The sequence below is a fragment of the Oceanimonas sp. CAM02 genome, from assembly GCF_032842915.1.
Lineage (GTDB): Bacteria > Pseudomonadota > Gammaproteobacteria > Enterobacterales > Aeromonadaceae > Oceanimonas > Oceanimonas smirnovii.
Genome location: NZ_JAWJBK010000013.1, coordinates 54,433 through 79,109, shown reverse-complemented (window position 1 = coordinate 79,109; position 24,677 = coordinate 54,433). Strand labels below are relative to the sequence as shown.

The 24,677-nt window shown below is 55.1% G+C and carries 20 protein-coding genes and 4 tRNA genes; 9 read left to right on the top strand and 15 right to left on the bottom strand.

Going from position 1 to position 24,677, the window contains the following annotated elements:
• Positions 1 to 36: 36 nt before the first annotated feature.
• The 8 genes from R0I78_RS03635 to ccoN all read right to left on the bottom strand — a co-directional run bounded on the left by R0I78_RS03635 (position 37) and on the right by ccoN (position 7,098).
• Positions 37 to 720, bottom strand: coding sequence for a sulfite exporter TauE/SafE family protein (locus R0I78_RS03635; protein ID WP_317074397.1), 684 nt, complete (start codon positions 718 to 720; stop codon positions 37 to 39).
• A complete protein-coding gene (gene ccoS / locus R0I78_RS03630; RefSeq protein WP_317074348.1) occupies positions 704 to 904 on the bottom strand; it encodes a cbb3-type cytochrome oxidase assembly protein CcoS in 201 nt (66 codons plus the stop codon). Before ccoS ends, R0I78_RS03635 begins: the two co-directional genes overlap by 17 nt.
• Positions 901 to 3,270 carry a heavy metal translocating P-type ATPase gene (locus R0I78_RS03625; protein WP_317074347.1) on the bottom strand — a complete coding sequence of 790 codons (2,370 nt, stop codon included), beginning with the start codon at positions 3,268 to 3,270 and terminating at the stop codon, positions 901 to 903. The genes ccoS and R0I78_RS03625 overlap by 4 nt, the downstream gene beginning before the upstream one ends.
• 3 nt (positions 3,271 to 3,273) lie before the next feature.
• On the bottom strand, positions 3,274 to 3,759 hold the full coding sequence (locus R0I78_RS03620; RefSeq protein ID WP_019933636.1) for a FixH family protein: 486 nt from the start codon (positions 3,757 to 3,759) through the stop codon (positions 3,274 to 3,276).
• Between the two features lie 88 nt (positions 3,760 to 3,847).
• Positions 3,848 to 4,825 (bottom strand): cytochrome-c oxidase, cbb3-type subunit III, encoded by a 978-nt coding sequence (ccoP, locus tag R0I78_RS03615; RefSeq protein ID WP_317074346.1) that lies wholly within the window; start codon positions 4,823 to 4,825, stop codon positions 3,848 to 3,850.
• Entirely contained in the window at positions 4,822 to 5,037 is a 216-nt protein-coding gene (locus R0I78_RS03610; protein WP_317074345.1) for a cbb3-type cytochrome c oxidase subunit 3, read from the bottom strand. Before R0I78_RS03610 ends, ccoP begins: the two co-directional genes overlap by 4 nt.
• 11 nt (positions 5,038 to 5,048) lie before the next feature.
• Complete coding sequence (gene ccoO / locus R0I78_RS03605; RefSeq protein ID WP_317074344.1) at positions 5,049 to 5,657, bottom strand: cytochrome-c oxidase, cbb3-type subunit II; 609 nt, start codon at positions 5,655 to 5,657, stop codon at positions 5,049 to 5,051.
• A gap of 16 nt (positions 5,658 to 5,673) precedes the next feature.
• Positions 5,674 to 7,098: a cytochrome-c oxidase, cbb3-type subunit I gene (gene ccoN / locus R0I78_RS03600; RefSeq protein ID WP_317074343.1), complete on the bottom strand. Its 1,425-nt coding sequence runs from the start codon at positions 7,096 to 7,098 to the stop codon at positions 5,674 to 5,676.
• A 306-nt stretch (positions 7,099 to 7,404) separates the two neighbouring features.
• Here ccoN and R0I78_RS03595 point away from each other — a divergent pair, with 306 nt between their 5' ends.
• The 5 genes from R0I78_RS03595 to fabA all read left to right on the top strand — a co-directional run bounded on the left by R0I78_RS03595 (position 7,405) and on the right by fabA (position 12,531).
• Positions 7,405 to 7,875, top strand: coding sequence for a hypothetical protein (locus tag R0I78_RS03595; protein ID WP_317074342.1), 471 nt, complete (start codon positions 7,405 to 7,407; stop codon positions 7,873 to 7,875).
• Positions 7,876 to 7,951: 76 nt separating this feature from the next.
• Positions 7,952 to 9,241, top strand: coding sequence for a site-specific integrase (locus R0I78_RS03590; RefSeq protein WP_317074341.1), 1,290 nt, complete (start codon positions 7,952 to 7,954; stop codon positions 9,239 to 9,241).
• A gap of 183 nt (positions 9,242 to 9,424) precedes the next feature.
• Positions 9,425 to 9,724: an MTH1187 family thiamine-binding protein gene (locus R0I78_RS03585; protein ID WP_317074340.1), complete on the top strand. Its 300-nt coding sequence runs from the start codon at positions 9,425 to 9,427 to the stop codon at positions 9,722 to 9,724.
• A gap of 226 nt (positions 9,725 to 9,950) precedes the next feature.
• Complete coding sequence (locus tag R0I78_RS03580) at positions 9,951 to 11,906, top strand: AAA family ATPase (RefSeq protein ID WP_019935328.1); 1,956 nt, start codon at positions 9,951 to 9,953, stop codon at positions 11,904 to 11,906.
• A gap of 94 nt (positions 11,907 to 12,000) precedes the next feature.
• Positions 12,001 to 12,531, top strand: coding sequence for a 3-hydroxyacyl-[acyl-carrier-protein] dehydratase FabA (gene fabA / locus R0I78_RS03575; protein WP_211212448.1), 531 nt, complete (start codon positions 12,001 to 12,003; stop codon positions 12,529 to 12,531).
• 68 nt (positions 12,532 to 12,599) lie between these two features.
• On the opposite strand, the gene rmf is transcribed toward fabA, so the two are convergent.
• From rmf to rlmKL, 4 genes are all read right to left on the bottom strand, one after another.
• Positions 12,600 to 12,776: a ribosome modulation factor gene (gene rmf / locus R0I78_RS03570; RefSeq protein ID WP_014292547.1), complete on the bottom strand. Its 177-nt coding sequence runs from the start codon at positions 12,774 to 12,776 to the stop codon at positions 12,600 to 12,602.
• Between the two features lie 234 nt (positions 12,777 to 13,010).
• Positions 13,011 to 14,912, bottom strand: a complete 1,902-nt coding sequence (locus tag R0I78_RS03565) for an ABC transporter ATP-binding protein (RefSeq protein WP_317074339.1) — start codon at positions 14,910 to 14,912, stop codon at positions 13,011 to 13,013.
• A complete protein-coding gene (locus tag R0I78_RS03560) occupies positions 14,909 to 15,142 on the bottom strand; it encodes a glutaredoxin family protein (RefSeq protein WP_317074338.1) in 234 nt (77 codons plus the stop codon). The genes R0I78_RS03565 and R0I78_RS03560 overlap by 4 nt, the downstream gene beginning before the upstream one ends.
• The gene (gene rlmKL, locus R0I78_RS03555) at positions 15,139 to 17,241 is read right to left on the bottom strand and encodes a bifunctional 23S rRNA (guanine(2069)-N(7))-methyltransferase RlmK/23S rRNA (guanine(2445)-N(2))-methyltransferase RlmL (protein WP_317074337.1); all 2,103 of its coding nucleotides are present in this window, start codon (positions 17,239 to 17,241) and stop codon (positions 15,139 to 15,141) included. The genes R0I78_RS03560 and rlmKL overlap by 4 nt, the downstream gene beginning before the upstream one ends.
• Positions 17,242 to 17,457: 216 nt before the next feature.
• On the opposite strand from rlmKL, the gene R0I78_RS03550 reads away from it, so the two are divergent.
• The 4 genes from R0I78_RS03550 (at position 17,458) to R0I78_RS03535 (ending at position 17,867) form a co-directional block, all read left to right on the top strand.
• Positions 17,458 to 17,534: transfer RNA gene (locus R0I78_RS03550), tRNA-Met, on the top strand.
• 33 nt (positions 17,535 to 17,567) lie between these two features.
• Positions 17,568 to 17,644 (top strand) — tRNA-Met (locus R0I78_RS03545).
• 40 nt (positions 17,645 to 17,684) lie between these two features.
• Positions 17,685 to 17,761, top strand: a tRNA-Met gene (locus tag R0I78_RS03540).
• A 29-nt stretch (positions 17,762 to 17,790) separates the two neighbouring features.
• Positions 17,791 to 17,867 (top strand) — tRNA-Met (locus R0I78_RS03535).
• A gap of 66 nt (positions 17,868 to 17,933) precedes the next feature.
• On the opposite strand, the gene R0I78_RS03530 is transcribed toward R0I78_RS03535, so the two are convergent.
• The 3 genes from R0I78_RS03530 to R0I78_RS03520 all read right to left on the bottom strand — a co-directional run bounded on the left by R0I78_RS03530 (position 17,934) and on the right by R0I78_RS03520 (position 24,453).
• Positions 17,934 to 18,464 (bottom strand): cell division protein ZapC, encoded by a 531-nt coding sequence (locus R0I78_RS03530; protein WP_019935333.1) that lies wholly within the window; start codon positions 18,462 to 18,464, stop codon positions 17,934 to 17,936.
• A gap of 89 nt (positions 18,465 to 18,553) precedes the next feature.
• Positions 18,554 to 19,561 carry a quinone-dependent dihydroorotate dehydrogenase gene (gene pyrD / locus R0I78_RS03525; RefSeq protein ID WP_317074336.1) on the bottom strand — a complete coding sequence of 336 codons (1,008 nt, stop codon included), beginning with the start codon at positions 19,559 to 19,561 and terminating at the stop codon, positions 18,554 to 18,556.
• Positions 19,562 to 19,620: 59 nt separating this feature from the next.
• Positions 19,621 to 24,453, bottom strand: a complete 4,833-nt coding sequence (locus R0I78_RS03520; protein ID WP_317074335.1) for an NAD-glutamate dehydrogenase — start codon at positions 24,451 to 24,453, stop codon at positions 19,621 to 19,623.
• Between the last annotated feature and the right edge of the window lie 224 nt (positions 24,454 to 24,677).

Sequence of the window (24,677 nt, the reverse complement as noted above, 5' to 3'; positions counted from 1 at the left end):
GCTCAATCATAGCACCAATAAAAAACGCTTAATAGTTTAGCCAAGCAGCATTACCGCTTCATACAAACTGAAGATTCCATATAAAATCAACAGGATGCCTGAAAATTGCCGAAAGCGCGGATGATTCAGCCAATGTCGCAATGAGCCTGCCAGCCCGCCCAGCGCCAGCAAAGCAGGCAACGTGCCCAGTCCAAACAGCGCCATGACCAGCGCACCCTGGGTGGCACCGCCGGAAACGGCACTCCAGGTTAGGGCAGAATATACCAGACCACAGGGCAACCAGCCCCAGATCATGCCAAAGGGCAGGGCGGCCAGCGGGCTGCGAAAGGGAACAAAACGGCCAGCGAGCGGCTTTATATGACGCCATAAGCCGCCACCCAGTCGCTCCAGCCACAATAAACCGCTCCACCAGCGGGCCAGATATACGCCCAGTAAAATCATCATAATGCCGGCAAGCAGCCGCAGCCATAACAGTCCCTGCTTGCCCATGCTGATATCGGCCAGCCCCGCAAACACACCGCCCACCATAGCACCGGCCACGGCATAACTGACAATACGTCCGGTGTTATAACTGAGCAGATACAGCCACTGCCAGCGACGCTGGGTTTGAGGAATCGCCATGGAGAATGCCGCAGCCACACCGCCGCACATGGCAATACAATGGCCGGCACCCAGCAGACCAATCAGGATGGCAGCGTAAGCATCAAGCTGACCGGTCATCATCACGCTTGCCCTGAGCCCGGCGGTGGGCTTCGCTGTCATCATCAAACAAAATATTATTACCGTGGCGATCCAGATCCTCGAACTGATTGCTTCTTACTGACCAGAGAAAGACAGCAATCACCACCACCAGCAGGATCAGGGCGATGGGCAAAATCAAATACCAGATAGTGTCACCGTTCATAAGCGGGATAACCTCAGGGAGTTGGTCATAACAATGAGCGAGCTGGCTGACATGCCAATCATGGCAAACCAGGGCGAGACATGCCCCATGGCAGCCAGCGGCAGCACCACCAGGTTATAGCCCAGTGCCCAGGAAAAGTTCTGTTTAATAATACGCCGGGCAGCAGCGGCAATGCGTCTTGCCATTATCAGCCGCTGCAGGTTATCGCCGAGCAAAATAGCATCGGCGCTGTTTTTGGCGATATCAGTGCCACCGGCCATGGCAAAAGAGGCATGAGCGCCCGCCAGTACAGGCGCATCGTTAATACCGTCGCCCACCATCAGACAAATCTCGCCAGCGGCGGCACGCTCTTGCAGATAGCGTAACTTGTCATCGGGGCTGGCATTTTTACGCAGTTCACAGACACCCAGCTCGCTGGCAAGCTTGTCTGCCTGGCCGGAGCCGTCTCCAGTTAGAATGGTGGTTTTCAGACCCTGCTGATGACAGGCTGCAACCAGCGCAGCCGCGTCTTCACGCAGCGGATCGGCCAGCTCAAAACGGGCCTGCACGCCATCGGCATTGGCCAGATACACACACAGGCTGGCATCCTGTGCCTTGGGTTGCAGCCAGGCAGCGCTGCCCAGCCGCCATTCTTGACCATTGATAACACCGCTTACGCCCTGACCCACATGGTTTTGCCGCCCGGCTACCTGAATGCCGGTATTGGCATGGGGTGCAAACGCTCTGGCAATAGGATGCTCAGAGCCGGCTTCCAGCGCCGCCGCCAGCGCCAGCACCTGCTCTTTGGTCAGGTCTTCAGTATGGTTCACGCCCGCCAGGGCCACTTTACCCTGAGTCAGGGTGCCGGTTTTATCAAATACCATACGGTTTGCTTTGGGCAGGGTATCCAGGACATGAGCCCGGCGCACCAGCACTCCTCCCTGTGTGAGTCGTGACGTGGCCACGGTCAGTGCCGTGGGTGTAGCCAGAGAAAGAGCACAGGGGCAGGTGGCCACCAGCACCGACAGCATCACCCAGAAAGCACGGTCGGCCTCCAGCTGCAGCCACACCAGCCAGGTGCCCAGCGTGGCCAGCAGCAATGCGGCTACAAAATAGCGGGACAGCTGATCAGCCAGCACGGCGACCCGGGGTTTTTCCAGCAGGGCGTCATCCTGAGCGCGCAGAATTTCTGATACCCGCGCATCGGCCAGACTGCGGCTGACCCGAATGCGCAGCGGTGATTCCACATTGGTGGTGCCGGCAAATACCGGCTCACCCGGGCTGCGTGATACCGGCAGATGTTCGCCGGTGAGCATGGCTTCATCCACACTGGTACGGCCTTCAATAATGTCGCCGTCGGCAGGGATCACCGAGCCCGGCGATACCCGTACTATCTGCCCGGGTTGCAGGGTGCGTGCAGCCACTTCCTGCTCATCGGCACCCACTTCAACCCGGGCCAGCATGGGAATATGGTGAGTGAGGTTAGCCGTGGTTTCCGATGCCTTGCGTTTGGCCCGCATTTCCAGAAAGCGGCCGGTGAGCAGCAAAAACGCAAACATGGACACACACTCGTAATACACTTCACCGCTGGCAGTAACAGTGGCATACATGGAGGCGAAAAAAGCAAACAACATGGCCAGAGACACCGGCAAGTCCATGTTAAGCGCGCCATGTCTGAGGCCGCGCCAGGCATTGCGATAGAAGGGCAGGGCAGAGTAACTCATCACCGGAATCGACAGCCACAGGCTGACCCAGCGAAACAGCTGTACCAGGCCGGGATCAATATCCGGGAACAGATCTTCATAGAGGGCAAAGCCCACCATCATCACCTGCATGCTGGCAATGCCGGCCACCCCCAGGCGCAGCAGATAAGATTTCACTTCACGGTTATAATCCTGCTCCTGCTGGTGAGGCAGAAAAGGGCGCGCCTGATAGCCAATTTGAGCAAAAGCGGCGAGCAGAGTACTGAGCCGGGTTTGACGGTCGTCCCAGCGCAGCCGGGCCCGCTCTGTGGTGGTATTCACCTGAATGAGAATAACACCGGGCACCTGCGCAAGGTGGCGTTCAATCAACCAGGCGCAGGCGGCACAGGTCAGCCCGCCAATAGATAATTGAACTTCACGCACATGATCCCGCTCCAGCACAAAATCCTGCTGAATTTCATCCAGATCGTAATGCTGTAACCGGCGCAGCTCATCGGGCACGGCGTCAGCTTTGGGGGCAGTGCTGGTTCTGTGCTGATAATAACTGCCCAGGCCACAGTCGATAATGGTTTCAGCTACGGCCTGGCAACCAGGACAACAAAAGTGGCGGGATTCCCCTTCCAGGGTGGCAGTAAACGCCACCCCGGCGGGCACGGGCTCACCGCAATGAAAACAGCCGCTCATGGCTCAGCTCCCGGCGCGGATCTGAAGCCAGTCCGATGAGGGCAGATAAACGGTATTCTGCAGCCGCCAGCGCTTGTCAAACGCTTCCAGCTGCAAGTGCCACTTGCCTTTGAGCAGCTCATGATCCGGACGCAGACGATAAATACCATTGGCATCACTGCTCAGCAGTGCCTGCACGTCCTGGGCTTCCAGGGTCGGGTGACTGAGGCGCAGATAAATCGCTTCACCTGCTTCATGCTCACCCTGCATTCGAATGGCGATTTCACCGTTTTCAAGTTTCAGTTCGGCAATCAGACCAAGACGCTCGGCTTCTTTCAGCTCGCTTAAGTCCTGATTGATGGCACGGCCTTTTTTGTAATAGTCATCCACCACCATGGAGTCGGCATGGGAGTTCGCCAGATAAAAGGTATAAAGGCTGGCCACCACCACACAAGCGGGCAGAACAATCAAAAACCAGGGCCAGAATTGCTGATACCAGGGACGTTGCATAATGGAGAATTCCTACTACAAAAAGGGTCGGTTGCCAATATAACAAAAAAGCCCCGCGAACGGGGCTTTCTGTGTTATGCCCTGAGCGTTACTGCTCGTTACTCAGGCTGTAAACATAAGAGGCCAGCAGGTGAACCTTGTCTTCGCCCAGAATGTCATTCCAGGCAGGCATGACACCGGCGCGACCGTTACGGATGGAGTCTTCCACCGCGGCGCGGGAGCCGCCATAGAGCCAGATGTTATCGGTCAGGTTAGGCGCACCCAGCGCCGGGTTACCTTTGCCGTCAACACCATGACAACCGGCACAGATGCCAAAGCGGGCCTGGCCTTTCTGGGCTTCCACCGGATCAACCTTACGGCCCGACAGGCTCAGCACATAGCTGGCAACTTCCTGCACACCTTCTTCACCCAGCATGGGGCCCCAGGCTGCCATGCCGGCAGACTTGCGGCCTGCCACTATGGTGTGTTTGATGGCTTCAGGTGAACCACCCCACAGCCAGTCACCGTCGGTCAGGTTGGGAAAGCCGCGGGCACCACGGGCGTCGGAGCCATGACACTGGGCACAGTTCTGCAGATACAGACGCTGACCCACTTTGGTGGCTTCCTTGTCCTGGGCGATATCAGCAATGGCGCGGTAGGTCTCGCCGTCGGCCTCGTATACCAGCTCACGGAACTTGGCACCGAAGACTTCATCAGCTTTGACCATTTCACGCTCATACTGCACCAGACGGCCTTCTTCACGGGCAGCCGCAGACGCTGCACGGGATTCTTCCAGAGAACGTACGTCCTGGTTGGAACTTTCCCAGCCCAGAATGCCCTTGAAGTTGCCCAGACCGGGGTAGAGCACCAGATAAATCAGAGAAAAGACAATCATGAACACGAACATGTAGCTCCACCATTTGGGCAGCGGGTTGTTCAGCTCAGAAATGCCGTCAAAGGTGTGCCCGGTGGGCGCGCCTTCTTCCATTCCCATTTTGTCTTTGGTGCACCAGATTAGCAGCGTCAGGCAACCGAAGATGGTACCCAGGCTGATCACGGTTACAAAAATGCTTAAAAAAGTATTCATTCTTTATTAGCTCCTGCGCGATCCTGCTCAGCACCCTGGCGATATTGTTGCTCTTCCTTCTCATCAAAGATGGAGTTGGCGGCATCATCAAATTTGCCCTTTCTGCGTTTGCCAAAGGCCCACCAGACAATGCCTGCAAACAACACCAACAGAGCCAGGGTCTGAAAGCTTATCAGGGTTGGCTTCAGGGCTTCCAAGGTACTGAAATCCATATCGACTCCGGTTATTTAAGGGCGTGACCCAAGGATTGCAGATAAGCGATAACGGCTTCCATTTCGGTTTTGCCTTTCACCGCTTGCTCAGCGCCTTCAATGTCGGCATCGGTGTAAGGAACACCAAAGCTGTCCCGGAACACGCGCAGTTTGTTGGCGGTATTCTTGCCATCCAGCTCGTTGGTTTCCAGCCAGGGGAAACCGGGCATGTTGGACTCGGGCACCACATCACGCGGGTTGATCAGGTGCACACGATGCCACTCGTCGGAGTAGCGGCCACCCACACGGGCCAGATCCGGACCGGTACGCTTGGAACCCCACAGGAAAGGGTGCTCCCACACGCTTTCACCGGCGACGGAGTAGTGACCGTAACGCTCGGTTTCGGCACGGAACGGACGGATCATCTGGCTGTGACATACATGACAACCTTCACGGATGTAAATGTCACGGCCTTCCATTTCCAGCGCAGTGTAAGGGCGCAGACCCTCTACCGGCTCATTGGTCTGTTGCTGGAAGAACAGCGGTACAATTTCTACCAGACCACCGAAGCTGATTGCAGTTACAGTGAGCACTATCAGCCAAAAGGTATTCTTTTCGACCAGTTCATGACGGTTTTTCATTCACGAGTCTCCTTAATCAGGCCGGTTGAGGGATGGCTTGCAGGGAGCCTTTCGGCGCCTTGATGGTGCGATAGGTGTTGTACGCCATCAGCAACATACCGGTGACAAAGAAGACACCGCCCAGGAAACGTACGAAGTAGAACGGGTAAGAAGCCTGCAGACTTTCAACAAAGCTGTAGGTCAGGGTGCCGTCTTCGTTCACAGCACGCCACATCAGACCCTGCATGACACCACTGATCCACATGGCCACGATGTACAGTACGGTGCCGATGGTTGCCAGCCAGAAGTGCGTGTTGATCAGGGCCACACTGAACATGCGCTGCTGACCGAACAGGTTGGGGATCAGATGATAAACAGAGCCGATAGAAACCATGGCAACCCAGCCCAAGGCACCGGAGTGAACGTGACCTACGGTCCAGTCGGTGTAGTGGGAGAGGGCATTAACGGTTTTAATCGCCATCATGGGGCCTTCAAAGGTGGACATGCCGTAGAACGACAGGGACACAATGAGGAAACGCAGAATGGGATCGTAGCGCAGTTTGTGCCAGGCACCGGACAGCGTCATGATGCCGTTGATCATGCCGCCCCATGACGGAACAAACAGGATCAGGGACATCACCATACCCAGAGACTGAGCCCAGTCGGGCAGGGCAGTGTAGTGCAGGTGGTGCGGACCGGCCCAGATATACAGGGTGATCAGTGCCCAGAAGTGCACAATGGACAGACGGTAGGAATAAACCGGGCGACCAGCCTGTTTGGGAACGAAGTAGTACATCATGCCCAGGAAGCCGGCAGTCAGCAGGAAGCCAACGGCGTTATGACCATACCACCACTGGATCATGGCATCGGCAGCACCGGAATACATGGAGTAGGACTTCATGCCGCTGACCGGAATGGCCATGCTGTTCACAATGTGCAGCACGGCAACGGTCAGGATAAAACCGCCGTAGAACCAGTTGGCTACATAGATGTGAGAGGTGGTGCGACGGGACACAGTACCGAAGAAGACGGCAGCATAGGCTACCCAGACCACGGTAATGGCGATGTCGATCGGCCATTCCAGCTCTGCGTATTCTTTACTGGTGGTGTAACCCAGCGGCAAAGAGATAACGGCAGCAACAAGAATGGCCTGCCAGCCCCAGAATACAAACGATGCCAGGCCACCACCAAAGAGGCGGGTCTGACAGGTGCGTTGTACCACATAGAAGGAGGTGGCCATCAGGGCGTTAACGCCAAACGCAAAAATCACTGCGTTGGTGTGTAACGGGCGAAGCCGACTGTAGGTCAGCCAGGGTGTCTCAAAGTTAAGAGCAGGCCAGATCAGCTGTGCTGCAATCAGCACACCCAACGACATACCCACGATACCCCAGAATACGGTGGCGACCGTAAACTGACGAACTACGGCGTAGTTGTAGTTTGGTTGATTATTAGTTTGACTCATCGTTATAGTTCCGCTTCCACTGCTGTTATTCAGATTTAGTGCTCACGCCAGGGTGCTCACATCGGAAGGATAAAGTTACCGGTTTCTACCTAAGGCTTCAGCATGCGCTCTGCTTTATTAACTCTTTGTTAACAAAGAAAAGCGCCCCCCTAAAACCCGGCCATGATGATAATGGAGTGGGTGCGAAAATAACAGTATAAACAGTAATATGATTGCCCCTTTAACCGCTCCATAAGGCATAACGAAGGGCGTTGATCGAGATCAAGCCGAGCCACGAATTCACCTTGCAACAGGGATAAAAATAGTATGAGAGAGCGTCTTACCGGCCCCAAGCTGGTGCAAATTCTGATAGTGCTGCTGGTTTTACTGGCTGCTTTCTTTCTGCGCACCTGCGGTACGAATGAAACAGCAGGGGAGTCAGCACAAAAAACATTTGATTATTGTGACATTGGTCACATGACTTGTGTACAGGAACAGCAAGAACTGGTAGCTACTGCACAACTTTCTGCAGACAAATTGCAGGCAGAAAGCCCGTTTTTACTTAATGTAGTGCTGTCTGATCCTGATGCCACCATTACCCGCAGCGTACTGGAAGGCGACAGCATGTACATGGGCACGCTGCCGGCACTGATTGAACAAACCGATGCCGGTGTCTGGCAGGGCAGTGCGCTGGTGGGCAGCTGTACCGAAGCCAGCATGATCTGGGCCTGGGTGCTGAATGTTGAACACGAGGGCAACACGCTGACATACCGGTTTTTATTTGAAGTGACGCGCTAAAGCAGAGCGCTTATTGCCGATAACGCAGTTTATCGGCATTATGCCGCACACCTGATGTTAACCCTGCTTGGCTGTTATGGACACTCCACCGGTTTTTCCCTTATTCGATGCTCCCCGCTTTCTGGAAGAGGGGAATGCCGAGGTTAACCAGCATATTGCCTGGCTGACCCTGAACCGGGTACCCGATGCCGCCTTTATCTATGAACACGCCATGGAATGGCTGCTGGAAAGTCGCCACAGCGAAAACAACTACAAAACCTACCGCAGCGAGCTGACTACCTTTTTGCACTGGTGCCTTGAAGTAGAGCAAATATCGCCGACAGAAGTGACCCGGCGCACCATGAACCGCTATGTGGATTATTGTCAGTCGCCGCCCGGGCACCTGATTGCTTACCGTAATGTGGCCCAGTTTGTTACCGATAAGGCCCTGAACGAGCGCCGTCCCAATCCGCTATGGCGGCCATTCCTGGGCAAAAAAACCGATGGTGCCGAGCAGCCGTACCGGCTCAGCGACAAGGCGCTGAAGACCAAGATGGCGGTGCTGTCTTCTTTTTATGGTTATCTCATTAATGAAGAAATCACCGAGCGTAATCCGGCCACCATCTGGATGCGGCACAGCCGCTTTGGTGCGCCGGCGGCGGTACCTGCAGCTTTGTTTGAGGAAGATGAAGTACGGGTATTCAGTGATTTACAGTGGTCATATGTAATGAACACGGCTCACACACTGGCTGAAAGCAATCCGGAACGCCATGAACGCACGTTATTTTTAGTATCGCTGATGTATGGCTGTTACCTGCGCATCTCGGAAGTCGCGGCCCGGCCCGGGTTTTCGCCGGTCATGAGCCAGTTTCGCCGCGACAGCAAAACCGGTATCTGGAGCTTTTATATCCCTGTCAGCAAGGGCGGTAAAAAACGCACCGTGGCCGTCTCCCGCGAATTGCTGGACGCCCTGAAGCGCTATCGTGAATATCTGGGATTACCGGCACTGCCGGCACCCAGCGACGCCACGCCGCTGTTTGTGCGTCACCGCGCCGCCGGGCGAGGCCGGGATCAGGGCCTGCTCAATGCCAATCTGGGCATTCGTCAGCTGCGTGAGTTGCTCAATGAACTGCTGGCCACCGCTGCCGATGCGGCCATGACCGATGGTTTTGATCAGGATGCCGCCGAGATGCGCACGCTCACGGTGCACGGCATTCGCCATACCGGCATTACTCACGACATCAACTACAACAACCGACCGTTATCTCATGTGCAGGCCGATGCCGGTCACGACAGCATCGACACCACATCGCAATATCTGCACACCAGCAAAACCGAGCGCCACGAAAGTGCCGCCAACAAACGCCTGGATCGGCTAAGAGACTAGGGCAGTTTGAGTGTCTGCTCCAGACGCGGTATGGCGTCATGAATACCATATTTAACATAATATACATTATGCGAAGTGTTATATCCGACGCAATCTGGCCATATTGATACCGGCATCTGGCCCTTGTGACTGGTGCCGCTTCAGGCTCGAATAAGACTTCAGGCATTTACTCAAGGAGCAGTTATGTACGTACTGATGGATATCATGGTGTCACCCGGCGGTGTTGGCTTGTCGGTGTCGCCTTATGTGGCCCGCTGCCAGCAGATTTTTGAAGACGCCGGCCTCACTTATACCATGCACGGATTCGGCACCAATGTTGAAGGTGAATGGCAGCATGTAATGGCCGCCGTTCAGCGCTGTCATGAAGAACTGCATGCAGCCGGTGCCGTGCGCATTACCAGCCATATGAAGTTAAGCACCCGCAACGACCGGGATCAGACCATGGCCGACAAGGTCACCAGCGTGCAACAAAAGCTGAGCTGATAACAGCAGCTTGTGCTGTGCAGTCTCGGAAATTACCGAGGCTGCATTTTGGCCCGCAGATTTTTATGCTGAAAAATCTCCATATTCACAGTGTTTGTAATAACATCCGGCCATTTCAATTATTTCGCATTCAGTCGTAAAACATCAGGATTATCAAGGCGCAGGCTGTAACAAAAGCACGGCTGCAGTATACTGGCAGCCATAAACCAATAGAACGAGTGAACCAGTGCAACCACTGAGCCCGGCCGAGCTGGCCCCTGCATTTTCGTTACCCGAACTGACCACCCTGAAAGACGCGGATCCCCTTCCCTTTAGCGCGCTGCAGCAAAGGGCCGACTCGGCATTTGCCACCCTGTCGGGGCTGAACGCCGTCAACCCCATTTTGCTGATGAACGGCTTTTCCGGCCTGGATGTGGAAGAGCTGGTACAGGATCTGGTGAAACGTCATGCCAATCATGCCGACTTGTTTGATCTTTGCTATGCGGAAAACCTGCATCACCCGCAAAAGCCCATCTGGCTGCGGCTGAAAGCCGGCACCGGCATTGAATTTTGCGAACTGGTTGGCCAGCTGCTGGAGCTCAGCTCCCGCCATCTGGAAGCTGAGCATATTGTTGAGCGCATTCTGAAAAAACAGGGACAGGACGAAAAAGTTGCCGACTATCTCTCAGCTCTGGCACAGCATGTGGCTGCCGGCGGTGGCTTCAGCCATCCGGTGCTGATTAACCTGATGGTGCATCGCCACGACGAACGCATTCCCATTGTGCATGCCCGTCAGTTTACTCCCGAGCAGTTGTTTGGGGCTGTTCATTTTCAGACCGAGCAAGGCTCGGTATTCAGCCATCATCACCTGCTTGAGCCCGGCCTGATACATCAGGCTAACGGCGGCTATCTCATCGTGCCCATTGAAGAGCTGCTGATGCAGCCTTACCTGTGGTTCCGGCTGAAAAATGCCCTGGCCACACGGCAAATAGAATGGAGCCGGCCTCAGGAGATGGCTGCTTTTTACTTTCAGCCCGAGCCACCACCGCTGGATGTGCATCTGGTACTGGTGGGCGATCGCCTGGCGGTGGCCGAGCTGCATATGCTGGACAGAGAGCTGGATACCCTCGCCTTTTTGCGCGCCGATATTATTCCGGAATGGGATGCAGAAGCGGATTTGCCTTCTTATCTGGGTTATCTGGCGCATTTGCGGCAAAAGCATCAGTTGCGTGATATGGATGTGGCAGCGGTAACCCGGTTGTGCCGTTATGGCAGCCGCATTACCGAGCATCAGCAGCGGCTGTCGCTGGTAGAATCGCACCTGGTGGCCATGATGCAGCTGGCAGACGTGATTGCTGCCCGGGAAAACAGCGAACTTATCAACGAGCGTCATTTGATGCTGGCTCAGCAGGAGCAGGATCAGCGCCTTAACTTTCTGGTGGAGCAGTCTGATCTGGGCGTGCGCGACGGTCAGTTCCTGCTGCAGACTCATGGCCGTGAGATTGGCCAGATCAATGGCCTGTCGGTGATTCAGATTGCCGGTCATCCTTATGATTTTGGCGAGCCGGTACGGCTCACTGCCACTGTGCATCTGGGCGACGGTGATGTGGCCGACATTGAGCGCAAGGCCGATCTGGCCGGCCATATTCACGCCAAGGCCATGATGATTATTCATGGCTACCTGGCCAATCTGTTTGGTGCCGAGCACCCTTCGCCGCTGTCGGCCAATCTGGTGTTTGAACAGTCTTATCATGAAATTGACGGCGACAGTGCCGCCCTCGCCGGCCTGTGTGCCCTGCTCTCTGCTTTGGCCCGAGAGCCCATTTATCAGCACTTTGCCATTACCGGTGCGGTGGATCAGTTTGGTAATGTGCTGCCCGTGGGCGGCGTAAACGAAAAAATTGAAGGCTTTTACCGGCTATGCCGGCTACAGGGACTGACCGGCGAGCAGGGCGTGTTAATTCCTGCCAGTAACCGGCTGCAGCTGAATTTGTCTGATGACGTCACTCAGGCCGTGACCGAGGGGCGTTTTCATATTTATCCGGTGGCCCGGGTAGAGGACGCCATTGCCCTGCTGATGGGCTGCGAGGCTGGCAAAGTCGATGATCCGCACACCTTGTTCGGGCGTATTCGCGAACGTCTTGATGAGTTAAACGGTCATACGGTAGAAAGCAGTTTCTGGCAAAGATTACTGCGCCGATAACAAATCGGACTTGTCGGGCGCACAGCTGTTCGCTAAAGTGACGCCAATTTTACACCCGGGCCATGAGTGCCCGATGAAAAAACGGAAGAGTGAAATGCCTTCACAAAAAGAACTGGGTAAACACAGCTTTACCAGAGAAGAACTGCTGGCCTGCAGCCAGGGTGAATTGTTCGGCCCCGGCAACAGTCAGCTGCCCGCCCCCAACATGCTGATGATGGATCGTATTCTGCACATCAGCGATGAAGGCGGTGAGCATGGCAAGGGCGAAATTATCGCCGAGCTGGATATCACCCCGGATCTGTGGTTCTTTGACTGCCACTTTCCTGGCGACCCCGTTATGCCGGGCTGCCTGGGTCTGGATGCCATGTGGCAGCTGGTGGGTTTTTTCCTGGGCTGGAAAGGCGGCCCCGGCAAGGGTCGTGCACTGGGCGTGGGTGAAGTGAAATTTACCGGTCAAATTCTGCCTACCGCTAAAAAGGTAACCTACAAAATTACCCTGAAGCGGGTGATCTGGCGCAAGCTGATCATGGGCATTGCCGATGGCGTGGTAGAAGTGGATGGTCGCCCCATCTATGAAGCCAAAGATCTGAAAGTGGGTCTGTTTACCGACACCTCTGCTTTCTGATCAGCCTTTGCAAACGATAAGGCCCCGCAGTTGCGGGGCCTTTTTTTGTTGATGAAGAAAATGTATGTTTACTTGATGAAGAGGCCGGAACCTTTGTCTTCCATGGCATCTCGCCATCCCCCCAGCCAATGGCCTTTGGCATCAAAATCATTGTAGGGGCACTGCTCTTTGGAACGTCCACTGACTCCAGCTTGGTAACCGCGGGTACGCGCTCTTTCCAAACGGTCACGTTTTTGTCTCTTCATAGGTATTACCCTCGTTTAATCAACAAAAAGTGTGCGGCGTTATCAAGCAGCCGCACTTAAAGTGATAGTTGAGTTTGTGGTTTTTAACAAGGGGTAATTTTTGAGCTTAGCCCAGTCCTGGGTTTTAGCGACTGATATTTATGACGTTTTTGTGAAAGGCAAAAGTGAGAAAGTGTGAGACAGATCACGGGTGGAAAATGCCGGCACCAGGGCCGGCATAAGGTTGTGTCCAGGTTAACCGGCGGCCAGCTCCTCAAGCTCTTCCCAGCGGGAAAACGCAGTGTCGAGTTCGTTTTCCACTGCGGCCAGTTGCTGCAGTTTGTCCTGAGTCACGGCTTCGGGCTGAGTAAAAAAGTCCGGACCATTAATTTCTGCCTGCAGGGCTTCAATCTGCTGCTCCAGCTGTTCAAGCCTGGCCGGCAGGCCGTTCAGCTCCTGCTGCTGTTTATAAGACAGCTTTTTGCCGGAAGACGGCTTGGGCTTTTGCGCCTTGACCGGTGCGGCTTTGTCTTCTTTTACCGCTGCCGGCGTGGGCTGACGCACCCGCTGGGCCTGCATGTCCTGATATCCCCCCACATATTCATCAATGCGGCCGTTGCCTTCAAAGGTCCAGCAATGAGTGGCGGTATTATCGATAAAGTCCCGGTCATGGCTGACCAGTAACAGGGTGCCCTGATAATCGGCGAGCAGCTCTTCCAGCAACTCCAGGGTTTCCACATCCAGATCGTTGGTGGGCTCATCGAGCACCAGCAGGTTGCTGGGTTTGAGGAACAGCCGTGCCAGCAGCAGACGGTTCTTCTCACCGCCCGACAGCGCTTTTACCGGAGTGCGGGCCCGTTTGGGCTCAAACAGAAAGTCCTGCAGATAGCCCAGCACATGGCGGCTTCGGCCCCCGACTTCCACTTCCTGTTTGCCGTCGGCCAGATTGTCCATCACGGAGCGTTCGGGGTCGAGTTGCTCCCGATACTGATCAAAGTAGGCCACATCCAGCTTGGTGCCGCATTTGAGGCTACCCTGCTGCGGCTCTATTTTGCCCAGCAGCAGCTTGATCAGGGTACTCTTGCCGCAGCCGTTAGGGCCCACCAGGGCAATTTTGTCGCCCCGCTGTACCATGGCAGAAAAGTTGCGAATAAGGGGCTTGCCTTCATATTCAAAGCCCAGGTTCTCGGCTTCAAACACAATTTTGCCCGAGCGGCGTACATCGTCCAGAGTAACCGACACCTTGCCCACACTTTCCCGGCGCTGGCTGCGCTCATTACGCAGGGCTTTCAGCGCCCTCACCCGGCCTTCATTACGGGTACGGCGGGCCTTGATGCCCTGACGGATCCAGGCTTCTTCCTGAGCCAGCCGCTTGTCGAACAGGGCGTTTTGCTCGGCTTCCACTCGCAGGGCTTCTTCTTTGTTAACCAGATAATCATCATAATTGCCTGGCCAGCTGGACAGCTTGCCCCGGTCAAGGTCGAGAATACGAGTGGCCATCTTGCGAATAAAGGCACGATCGTGGCTGATAAACACAATGGCACCCCGAAAGTCCATCAGGAAGGTTTCCAGCCAGGCAATGGCATCAATGTCCAGATGGTTGGTGGGCTCGTCCAGCAGCAGAATATCAGGGTCATTGGCCAGCGCCCGGGCCAGCGCCACCTTGCGCAGCCAGCCGCCGGACAGATCCTTCAGCCGGGTATCACCGTTCAGGCCCAGCAAGGTCAGGCTCTGGTTAATACGGGTATCAAACTGCCAGCCATTGGCATGCTCCACCTGCTCCTGCAGGCGCATCAGCTCATTCATGGCTTTTTCCGAGCTGTCGTGACTGACTTTTTCCAGCTGATGATGATAGCGGGCCAGCAGTTCGCCCAGCTCTGCCAGACCGGCAGACACATAATCAAATACGGTCTGATCGTCATCGGTCTTGGGCGGATCCTGCTCCAGCCGGGCAATCACTACGTCCTGCTGCACCTGACGGCGGCCGTCGTCCAGCTGAATATCACCGGCAATCACCTTCATCAGGGTGGATTTGCCGGCCCCGTTGCGGCCCACTATACAGAGCCGCTCACCGGCCTGAATATTCAGTTCAATGCCATCCAGCAAGGGCGCATCACCGTAGGCCAGCAGCGCATTTTGTAACGTTAACAGACTCATGAATGTTCCTGATTGAATGCAAGGAGTTCGTCGGCGGTAAAGGGCCAGTTCAGCTCGGCCCCATCGGTGCTGCGCACTACCGGAATACGAATGCGATAGGCCTCAAGCCACTGTTCATCGTCAATAATGTCTTTTATTTCGGCCTGTGCCGCCAGCCCGGTCTGCTCCAGCAAGGCCCGGGCCTGTTCACACAAATGGCAGCCGTCGGTAGAAAACAGCGTCAGTGTCATTGGTCACTCCAGCGAATTTCCCAGCAGTTATGAATGTTGGGGTTGCGGGCAAAATCCTTGGGCAGAGTGGCGCGGGTAATGTCTTTGGCGGTCAGGCCCATGGCAGCCAGACCATCGGTGTCCATTTTAAAATTGCGCTTGTTGTTGGAGAAAATCAGCAGGCCGCCCTTGCGCAGGTGTTTGCTCAGCAGGTGCAGCAGCTCCAGATGATCCCGCTGCACATCAAAGCTGTCTTCCATTCGCTTGGAGTTGGAAAAAGTGGGCGGATCGCAGAAGATCAGATCATAAACACCATCGGTATTGGCCAGCCAGCTCAGACAGTCAGCCTGCACATATTGGTGCCGGCGGCCGTTCATGCCGTTCAGCTGCATATTGCGCTCGGCCCAGCCCAGATAGGTTCTGGACATATCCACCGTCGTGGTGGAACGGGCACCGCCCAGCGCCGCATGCACGGTGGCGGTACCGGTATAGGCAAACACGTTGAGCACATCTTTACCGTTGGCAAGCTCACCCAGACGCTGCCGAATGGGCCTGTGATCCAGAAACAGGCCGGTATCCAGATAATCGTGCAGGTTTACCAGCAGCTGAGCATTATGCTCCTGTACCTGCATCCACTGGTCGCGCTTATCAAGCTTTTCATACTGCTCTTTGCCCTTCTGCCTGGCTCGTACCTTGAGCACCACCTTGCTGCCGGGCACACCGGTCACTGTCATGGTGGCCTGCACCAGATCAAAGAAACGGGCCTGAGCCTTATGCTCGGGCACACTCTTGGGGGCCGCATATTCCTGGATCACCAGATGGTCCTGATAACGGTCAATGGCGGCATTGTATTCCGGCAGATCCGCATCATAAAGGCGATAGCAGTCTATGCCCTCGCCTTTTGCCCACTTGTCCAGCGCCTTGATGTTCTTGGCCAGCCGGTTGGCAAAGTCTTCCGCCAGCGGCCGGGCCGGTCTGGCATCAATGGCCACGGCATAGTTGCGCAGTTCACAGGCCAGGGCACCGTTAAACAGCTTGTAGGTTTTTTCCGGACGCAGCCGCAGGCAGCTGAGCAGCTCCGGCGAGCTGGAAATCAGACTGACCTGCCAGCCCTTGAACTGATCCCGCAAAATATCGCCCAGGCGCTGATGCAGGCCCAGCAGTGACGGAAACTCGCTCAGGCGTTCACCATAAGGCGGGTTGGAAATCAGCCAGCCGGGCTGCTCACTCGGGTTCTTCAGTTCACTCACGGCTCCCTGAGTGAAGTGGATCAGCCGCTCCACCCCAGCCGCCTCTGCGTTTTCCCGGGCAAAACCCAGCACTCGCTGATCCTGATCAAAGCCGTAAATAACGGCGTCTGTCTTGTTCAGGCCACGAGTCGCCCGCACCGTGGCTTCAGCGTGCAGGCTTTGCCACAGCTCCCGGTCGTGTCCGGACCAGGCCATAAAGCCAAAACGCGGACGCAGCAGACCCGGAGCCTGATCAGCCGCCATCAGCGCGGCTTCAATCAACAGAGTGCCGGAGCCGCACATGGGGTCGACCAGCGGACTTTTGGCGTCCCAGCCGCTGCGCAGCAAAATGGCGGCGGCCAGGTTTTCCTTCAGCGGTGCTTCACCGGCCTGCTGACGGTAACCGCGCTGATGCAGCGCCGGACCGGACAGGTCCAGGGTAATACTGACCCGTTCGCGTTTTAAGTGAGCCAGAATGCGAATATCGGGAAACCGCTTGTCCACGCTGGGACGTTCGCCCCGGCGCTTGCTCAGGCGGTCGACAATGGCATCTTTTATTTTCAGGGCACCATATTGAGTGTTGGTAATGGCCCGGTTGCTGCCGGAAAAATCTACCGCAAAGGTCTGGCCTTCCTTTATATGGGTTTCCCAGTCGATGTTGCTGGCACCTAAATAGAGGTCCATGTCATCACGCATGGGAAATTCCGCCAGCTGCAACATAATGCGTGACGCCAGTCGTGACCATAAGCAGGCCCGGTACGCCACGTCCAGTTCACCTTTAAAGGCCACCCCGGCCACAGTTTCCTGTACCTGGCTGGCGCCCAGGGCTTGAAGTTCGTCAGAGAGTAAAGATTCCAGGCCCTTGGGGCAGGTAGCAAAAAACGGCAGCATAATCACGCATGGTCAGAAATAGGAAGACCCGCATTATACATGAGTGAGACAGTGATATCTGCGGATTAATGGAGGCCGGCCGGCACGAAGCGAATGAAAAGCCACCAAAGCGGGTGGCGAATGAACAGGTCGCTGCTTTGTTGAGCGAACAAAATAAAGTTTTAAACAAGGGCTTGCCTTTGGTGAGCCGGATCACTACTATGCACAGCCTGAGGACGCGGGATGGAGCAGTCTGGTAGCTCGTCGGGCTCATAACCCGAAGGTCGTCGGTTCAAATCCGGCTCCCGCAACCAGTTCTCAGAGTGTAAGTTGAAGTGTTTACCGGCCGCGGGATGGAGCAGCCTGGTAGCTCGTCGGGCTCATAACCCGAAGGTCGTCGGTTCAAATCCGGCTCCCGCAACCAACCGGTGCGCATCAACAAACACAGCATATTCAGTTATCGGCGCGGGATGGAGCAGTCTGGTAGCTCGTCGGGCTCATAACCCGAAGGTCGTCGGTTCAAATCCGGCTCCCGCAACCAACTGAATAAGCAAAATGTATCACACCGGCCGCGGGATGGAGCAGTCTGGTAGCTCGTCGGGCTCATAACCCGAAGGTCGTCGGTTCAAATCCGGCTCCCGCAACCAATCCGGTGATACAACTCCCCTCTTGTTGAAAAATCCCCTTAGTAAGTAATAAATAGCAGGCCGGCTTCAGCCGACCCGACGCATTTCTGCCTTGTTTTCTTCCAGACTGAACAGCCTGTCATTCATTACCTTGATGGCACCAAACACCGGCAAGGTTTTGGTCTCGTTCAATGCAACATCTGCCGACAGCGAAATACACAAAGATGTTGATGGTGACGTCTCCACTACCATCATGGTCAGGTGTCGCTCACCGCAATCCAGACCGATTAACTCACCCAGCTGGGGCTGATGGTAATCGGCTTGTGGCTCAAAAAACCAGCTCTGGGGCATCAGTGGCTTGTAGAAGCGGGCTACCGCCACGCCGTTCAGCGCCGCCTGCATCCGCCGCGACGGCGTTGCCACACAGCTGAGTTTGTCGAGAAAGGTATAATAGAGCCCGGTCTCTTCCACCGAAAAGCTCTGGCGCAGATCGTCAGCGCAAATCAGTCGTTTCTGCTGATAGGGAGTGGCAAACAGCATCTCCTCTCCCAGATCCAGCATCAGGTGCCGGTCTGCGCCGACAAACCAGCACCAATTGTCGTTTGGTTGTAGCAGCATTCACACACCTTGTGAAAAATTATAAGTTCCCCCGATACTGTTAATATATAAGAAAATTTGGGACCGGGGGCAAATAATTATTCAGTTTATCAGAGATAACGCGCCAGATTTTGAACCAGCGCAGGCCCTTGATAAATAAATCCGGAATAAACCTGCACCAGACTGGCACCGGCATTCATTTTTTCCCGGGCGGCGGTCAGTGAGTCTATGCCCCCTACCCCGATAATGGGCAGCTTGCCGTCAAGGCGGCGTGACAGCTCGGCAATCACCTGCGTGCTTTTGCTTTGCACCGGCCGGCCGCTTAAACCACCGGCTTCCTGAGCATGGGGAAGCTCAAACACCAGTTCTCTGTCAAGAGTCGTGTTGGTTGCAATCACGCCGTCAATATTAAAGCGCACCAGGCTATCGGCAATCTGCTCAATTTCACCCTCATCGAGATCCGGTGCAATTTTTACCACCAGCGGTACCTGCTTGTGGTATTTCTCAGCCAGCTCGGCCTGCTTTTGTTTTAATGAGCCCAGCAGATCGTCCAGGGCATCGCCATATTGCAGCGAACGCAGATCCGGCGTGTTGGGGGAAGAAATATTCACGGTAATGTAGCTGGCATGCTCATAAGATTTTTCCATGCAGATCAGGTAATCATCTTTACCATGCTCTATGGGAGTATCTTTGTTCTTGCCGATATTAATACCGAGAATGCCGTTGTAACGGGCCTGTTTTACGTTTTCAATCAGATAATCGATGCCCTTGTTATTAAACCCCATGCGGTTAATGATACCTTCGGCAGGCTGCACCCGGAACAGACGGGGCTTGGGGTTACCGTCTTGTGCACGAGGCGTGACCGTACCTACTTCCACAAAGCCAAAGCCCATGGCAGCAAAGGCATCAATGCACTCGCCGTTCTTGTCCAGACCGGCAGCCAGCCCCACCGGATTACTGAAGGTCAGGCCCATGACTTCAACAGGATTATTAATATGAGGGCGACGATACAGGGCTTCCAGCGGTGTACGCTGAGTTTTGGCCAGGGCTTTCATGGTCAGCTCATGAACCTGTTCGGGATCACATTTAAAGAGAAAAGGTTTTACCAGGGAATACACGTGTTTGTTCCTTATAAAAAAGCCCCGGACCAGGCCGGGGCTTTTGTTGCGGCCGCTTATCAGGCGGCGTTCACACAATTAAGATGCAGCAGGTTCAGCTCCCTTAATGCCACCGAGAACTGGGCGAACTCATGGCTGCCGGAAGTTTTAAAGTCTGCCAGCAGGTTTCGCCAACGGTTGAGCAGCTGCTCATGCTCATCAAGCCACTGGTCGAGCATGGTAGCGCATTCGCCGTTTTCTTTACAGGTTTTCAGTACCACAGAAGCCAGGCTGCGCTGCTGATAGTCCAGATCTTCCCGGAATGACGCCCGGGCCAGTGCCTGCCAGTGGTTACCCACCGCCTGCTGGTTGATCTGCTCCAGGAACCAGTGCAGCTCAAGCTCAGCACCCAGATGGAAATACACCTTGGCGGCCACCTGAATACCCTGCTGATGCTCGTTGCTGATCTGAGCCAGATCCAGCGCCGAGAACAGTGAGCTCATGTTCACAATGCGTGCCGCCAGCGACTCGGGCACGCCCTGTTTGGTCAGCGCTGCCACTTCCGCTTTATGCTCGGCCACTTCACTGTCAACCATCACGTCATAAAGGTGCTTGCCGAGAGTGTCATAGGCGGGTTTATATTGCTCGATGGTTTCTTCCAGCCCCAGATTGCGGTTGCGGTTACGCAGGAACCAGCGGGTAGCCCGGCGTACCATGCGCCGGCACTGGTAGAACATCTGCAGTTGTAGCTGTGCCGGCACCTTGTTGTCCAGAGACTCAATATCGCGCAGCAGCTGATTCAGGCCAAACACTTCCCGGGCAATCATAAAGCTGATGGCGATATCACCAATGCCGGCACCGGTTTCATCCAGCAGGCGGTTGGCAAAGTTACAGCCCATGTCGTTGACCATGATATTGGCCAGGCGGGTAGCAATAATTTCATGGCGCAGCGGATGCTGCATCAGTGCTTCACCAAAGCGGGCCACCAGTTTCTCCGGCATGCTGGCGGGCAGCAAACGGGCGATATAGTCGTTGTCGGTGATCTCGGGAATATTGAGCATGTCCTTCAGCACCATTTTGCCGTAAGCCACCAGCACCGCCAGCTCGGGCCGGGTCAGGCCCCGGTTGGCGGCCATGCGCTCGGCCAGCTCCTCATCACTGGGCAAGTACTCCAGCCCGCGGTCGAGCCGGTCCTGGCGCTCCAGCCAGTGCATAAAGCGCTGATGCTCCTTCAGTGCCTGCGCGCCTCTGTGCTGGGTAATGGAAATGGTCTGGGACTGACGATAGGCGTTGGTCAGCACTATGTCGGTGACCTTATCGGTCATATCGAACAGCAGCTCGTCTCTGTGCTTTTTGGTCAGCTCGCCTTCTGCCACCAGCTTGTTCAGCAGAATTTTGATATTCACTTCGTTATCGGAGCAGTCAACGCCGCCCACGTTGTCGGTAAAGTCGGTATTGATGCGTCCGCCCTTGCTGGCATATTCAATACGGCCCAGCTGAGTGCAGCCGAGGTTACCGCCCTCGCCCACAATACGGGCGCGCAAATCTTCCCCGTTTACCCGCACGGCGTCGTTGGCCCTGTCACCCACATCGGCGTCGGTTTCATTGCGAGACTTGATATAAGTGCCAATGCCGCCGTTCCAGATAAGATCCACCTGCGCCATCAGCAGATGGCGAATCACCTCATTGGGTGTCAGGCTGGCTTTTTGCGTGCCCAGCAGTTTTTTCATCTGCGGCGACAGTTTCACCGACTTGGCAGCCCGTGAAAAGATACCGCCGCCCTCGGAAATGAGCTCCTTGTTATAATCCTCCCAGCTGGTGCCCGGCGTGTTGAACAGGCGCTGGCGCTCGTCAAAGCTGGCCGCCGCATCGGGCTCGGGATCAATAAAAATATGCAGGTGGTTAAAGGCAGCCACCAGCCGGGTGTGTCTGGAGCGCAGCATGCCGTTACCGAACACGTCGCCGCCCATGTCGCCAATGCCCACACAGGTGAAGTCGGTATCCTGACAGTTAATGCCCAGCTCACGGAAATGGCGCTTCACCGACTCCCAGCCGCCCCTGGCGGTAATGCCCATTTTCTTGTGGTCGTAACCCACAGAGCCGCCGGAAGCAAAAGCATCTCCCAGCCAGTGGCCATATTCGGCACTGATGCCGTTGGCAATGTCCGAGAAGGTGGCCGTGCCCTTGTCGGCGGCGACCACCAGGTAATAGTCGTCTTCATCATGGCGCACCACGTTTTCCGGATGAGTGACTTCGCCGTTAACGATATTGTCGGTCACATCCAGCAGGCCGCGAATAAACAGCTTGTAGCAGTCTTTACCTTCCTGCAGAAAAGCGGCGCGATCCCCTTCCGGCAGTTGCTTGCAGACAAAACCGCCCTTGGCCCCCACGGGCACAATCACAGTGTTTTTCACCTGCTGGGCTTTTACCAGGCCCAGCACTTCGGTGCGGAAGTCTTCCCGGCGGTCCGACCAGCGCAGGCCGCCTCGGGCCACCTTGCCCCAGCGCAGGTGTACCCCTTCCACCCGGGGGGAATATACAAAGATTTCAAATTTCGGCAGCGGCAGCGGCATATCACTGATCGACTCCGGAGCCAGCTTGAAGGACACATATTCCTTGTCATTACCATTTGCCGCAGGCTGATAGAAGTTGGTGCGCAGGGTCGCTTCAATCATTTCCATATAACGGCGAATAATGCGGTCGTCATCCAGGTTGGCCACCTTGTCCAGCTCTTCCACCAGCTCCTGGTGCAGGGCCTGCAGTTTTTTCTCGCTGCGTTTGAATGACGGGCTGAAGCGCTGCTCAAACAAAGTGAACAGCAAGCAGGATAAATGCGGATAGCGATACAGGGTTTCTTCAATATAGGCCTGACTGAAGGTGACCCCGGTCTGGCGCATATAACGGGCATAGGCACGCAGCACACTGACTTCCCGTCCGGTCAGACGGGTCGCCAGCACCAGGCGGTTAAAGCCGTCATTTTCCAGCCGGTTATTCCATACATCAGAGAAGGCATCCTGAAAGCGCTGCTGGCTGGCATCCAGATCCAGGGGGCCGCGCGGATGCAGCATGGAAAAATCCAGGATCCAGAAGGTTTCGTCACCGCAATCCACTTCATAGGGCGTTTCGCCAATCACTCTCAGCCCCAGATTTTCCAGCATGGGCAGCACATCGGACAGATGAATGGGCTCGGCCCTGTGATAGAGCTTTAGCCGCACCCGGTTGGAGTCTTTGGCCTGCTCCTGGGCACGATAGAACAACAGCCCCAGACGGTTATCATCACTCAGGGCTTCCAGTTGCTCAATATCAGCCACTGCCGTGCCCGGCATTACATCTTCGGTGTAAGCTCTGGGAAAGGCCTGCTGATATTTACTCTTGAGGCGATTGCCCTCAGCTTCGCCAAAGCTTGCCGACAGCGCCTGCTCCAGTTTGTCGTCCCAGCTGCGGGCAGCTTCTATCAGGTTGGACTGAATTTCGTTCACATTAATATCCATGGTGTTATTTTGCACGCGGATCAGATAGTGAGTGCGGGCCAGCACCCCTTCCGAGAAATAGGTAGTAAATTCCACTTCCTCTTCAGAGCCGAAGTAACGCTGAAAAATCCGCTGGGTTTTCTCCCTCAGGGCCGTGTTGTATCTGTCTTTGGTGACATACACCATGCAGGAAAAAAAGCGGCCGAACAGATCCCGGCGCACAAACAGCCGGGTCATGTCCCGCTCCTGCATGGCCAGCACTCCCATGCCAATGTCCAGCAGCTCGTCTTCACGGGCCTGAATAAGCTCGTCGCGAGGGTAGGTTTCCAGAATATTCAGCAGGGCTTTATAAGCATGGGATCCGGCTTCCAGGCCGGAGGCAGTGATGATGCGGGTCAGCTTTTCGCCAATCAACGGAATTTGCATGGCGCTGGTGTTATAAATGCTGGAGGCATACAGGCCAATAAAGCGATCCTCACCAATCACATTGCCCTTGTTATCAAACCGCTTCACGCCTATATAGTCGATATAAGCCGGTCTGTGTACGCGGGATTTATGATTGGTTTTGGTCAGCACCAGAATATTTTTGCTCAAGGCCTCTTTTTGCGCTGTGGGTGTCAGGCTGCTCAGGCGCAGGCCGTCACTGTGCTGTATATTACGCATCAGCCCCAGGCTGGTATCGTGATCCGGCACCAGCTCATAATCTCCCTCAATGGCGGAAATATGATAGCGGCGATAACCCATGAGGGTGAAGTTGTGATTGGCCACCCAGCGCAGAAACGACAGGGTTTCTGTTACATCCTGCTGATCGTGCTGTTTCACCTGAGCCGGCAGGGCTTCAATCACCTCATTCAAGGTATTGACCATGGGCTGCCAGTCATCTACCGACAGCGCAACTTCTTCCACCACCGACAGCAGCTCGTCTCTTAACTGATCCCGTCTGGCTTTCTCGGGCTGGCGATCAATTTCAATCAAAAAGGCCGTTTCCGCCCTGTTTTGCTTACGCTTGTCTTTGCTGGAAAGGATTTCGGTCAGACGGCCCTGCTTGTCGCGCACCAGGTGCATGGGCTGATGCAGCATCAGGTGAGCAGTAATGCCCAGCCGGCTCAGCGCCATGCGGATCGAGTCCACCTGAAAAGGTGCATCCCGCAGTACCAGCTCAACAATAGTGTGAGGTGATTGCCAGCCATGGCGGGTCAAGGTGGGGTTATATACCTGAACATGGGGTTTATCATCCGGGCGGGTTTCAAAATCGTTCCAGAGATTAATGGCGGCACCATAAAGATCACTGTCATTGCGATGGTTCAAATCATCATGGGTCATGCCACTGTAGAGCTTGCAGACAAATTGCTGTACCAGGGGAGCTATGTTCTCGGGAAACTTTTCACTAACCAGTTGTTCAACGTTTTCAAGTAATACAGAAGTGCTTGCATTAAGTGTCATGGTATTGGATTCCTCATGAGCAGGCTGACCATGGAGAAAAGAATGACCAATGAGTGTGACAACTCACCGGAATGACAATCAGTGTATGCCTGCTGAAACAGGAAAGCGAGGCATTCTCTGAGCAAGGATCTGAAAAATATCGCCACCGTCACTGATGCGCAGAATATATGCAAAGGCAAAGAGAAAATAAATGAATGAATATTCCATGAGGCGGCATATTTAAA

Bases quoted from the DNA above. Each gene is read 5' to 3' on its own strand.
- R0I78_RS03635 (WP_317074397.1), bottom strand. From the start codon at position 720: ATGACCGGTCAGCTTGATGCTTACGCTGCCATCCTGATTGGTCTGCTG.
- ccoS (WP_317074348.1), bottom strand. From the start codon at position 904: ATGAACGGTGACACTATCTGGTATTTGATTTTGCCCATCGCCCTGATC.
- R0I78_RS03625 (WP_317074347.1), bottom strand. From the start codon at position 3,270: ATGAGCGGCTGTTTTCATTGCGGTGAGCCCGTGCCCGCCGGGGTGGCG.
- R0I78_RS03620 (WP_019933636.1), bottom strand. From the start codon at position 3,759: ATGCAACGTCCCTGGTATCAGCAATTCTGGCCCTGGTTTTTGATTGTT.
- ccoP (WP_317074346.1), bottom strand. From the start codon at position 4,825: ATGAATACTTTTTTAAGCATTTTTGTAACCGTGATCAGCCTGGGTACC.
- R0I78_RS03610 (WP_317074345.1), bottom strand. From the start codon at position 5,037: ATGGATTTCAGTACCTTGGAAGCCCTGAAGCCAACCCTGATAAGCTTT.
- ccoO (WP_317074344.1), bottom strand. From the start codon at position 5,657: ATGAAAAACCGTCATGAACTGGTCGAAAAGAATACCTTTTGGCTGATA.
- ccoN (WP_317074343.1), bottom strand. From the start codon at position 7,098: ATGAGTCAAACTAATAATCAACCAAACTACAACTACGCCGTAGTTCGT.
- R0I78_RS03595 (WP_317074342.1), top strand. From the start codon at position 7,405: ATGAGAGAGCGTCTTACCGGCCCCAAGCTGGTGCAAATTCTGATAGTG.
- R0I78_RS03590 (WP_317074341.1), top strand. From the start codon at position 7,952: ATGGACACTCCACCGGTTTTTCCCTTATTCGATGCTCCCCGCTTTCTG.
- R0I78_RS03585 (WP_317074340.1), top strand. From the start codon at position 9,425: ATGTACGTACTGATGGATATCATGGTGTCACCCGGCGGTGTTGGCTTG.
- fabA (WP_211212448.1), top strand. From the start codon at position 12,001: ATGCCTTCACAAAAAGAACTGGGTAAACACAGCTTTACCAGAGAAGAA.
- rmf (WP_014292547.1), bottom strand. From the start codon at position 12,776: ATGAAGAGACAAAAACGTGACCGTTTGGAAAGAGCGCGTACCCGCGGT.
- R0I78_RS03565 (WP_317074339.1), bottom strand. From the start codon at position 14,912: ATGAGTCTGTTAACGTTACAAAATGCGCTGCTGGCCTACGGTGATGCG.
- R0I78_RS03560 (WP_317074338.1), bottom strand. From the start codon at position 15,142: ATGACACTGACGCTGTTTTCTACCGACGGCTGCCATTTGTGTGAACAG.
- rlmKL (WP_317074337.1), bottom strand. From the start codon at position 17,241: ATGCTGCCGTTTTTTGCTACCTGCCCCAAGGGCCTGGAATCTTTACTC.
- R0I78_RS03530 (WP_019935333.1), bottom strand. From the start codon at position 18,464: ATGCTGCTACAACCAAACGACAATTGGTGCTGGTTTGTCGGCGCAGAC.
- R0I78_RS03520 (WP_317074335.1), bottom strand. From the start codon at position 24,453: ATGACACTTAATGCAAGCACTTCTGTATTACTTGAAAACGTTGAACAA.